We start from the raw sequence: 786 nt of genomic DNA, 5'->3' as shown, positions 1-786 counted from the left end.
ATGCGGCGGCAGCGGCGTAATGATTACCGGCAGCCACAATCCGCCCGATTACAACGGTTTCAAAATGATGCTCGGCGAAGACACGCTCGCAGGCGAAGCCATTCAAGAACTTTTAGCTATTGTTGAGAAAGACGGTTTTGTTGCCGCCGACAAACAAGGCAGCGTAACCGAAAAAGACATCTCCGGCGAATACCACAACAACATCGTCGGCCACATCAAGCTCAAACGTCCGATGAAAATCGTGATTGACGCGGGCAACGGTGTCGGCGGCGCATTTGCAGGCAAACTCTACAAAGGTTTGGGCAATGAAGTGACCGAACTTTTCTGCGAAGTGGACGGCAATTTCCCTAATCACCACCCCGATCCATCCAAACCGAAAAACCTGCAAGACCTCATCGTCGAGCTTCAAAACAGCGATGCCGAAATCGGCTTGGCATTTGACGGCGATGCCGACCGCTTGGGCGTGGTCACCAAAGACGGCAACATCATCTATCCAGACCGCCAATTAATGCTTTTCGCGCAAGACGTGTTGAGCCGCAATCCTAAAGCCAAAGTGATTTTCGACGTCAAATCCACCCGTCTGCTTGCGCCTTGGATTAAAGAACACAGTGGCGAACCTGTGATGGAAAAAACCGGCCACAGCTTCATCAAATCCACCATGAAAAAAACCGGCGCACTGGTTGCCGGCGAAATGAGCGGACACATCTTCTTTAAAGAACGCTGGTTCGGCTTCGACGACGGTATGTATGCCGGCGCACGCCTCTTGGAAATCCTGTCTGCCTTCGA

The 786-nt window shown here is 52.0% G+C and carries 1 protein-coding gene; it reads left to right on the top strand.

Annotated features, from left to right (window positions below):
• On the top strand, positions 1-786 hold a 786-nt coding region (locus tag ACTHUM_RS16130; protein WP_440403439.1), incomplete at both ends, for a phosphomannomutase/phosphoglucomutase.

The sequence above is a fragment of the Neisseria sp. P0021.S006 genome (assembly GCF_051956895.1).
This window is presented reverse-complemented; position numbering and strand designations above follow the sequence as displayed.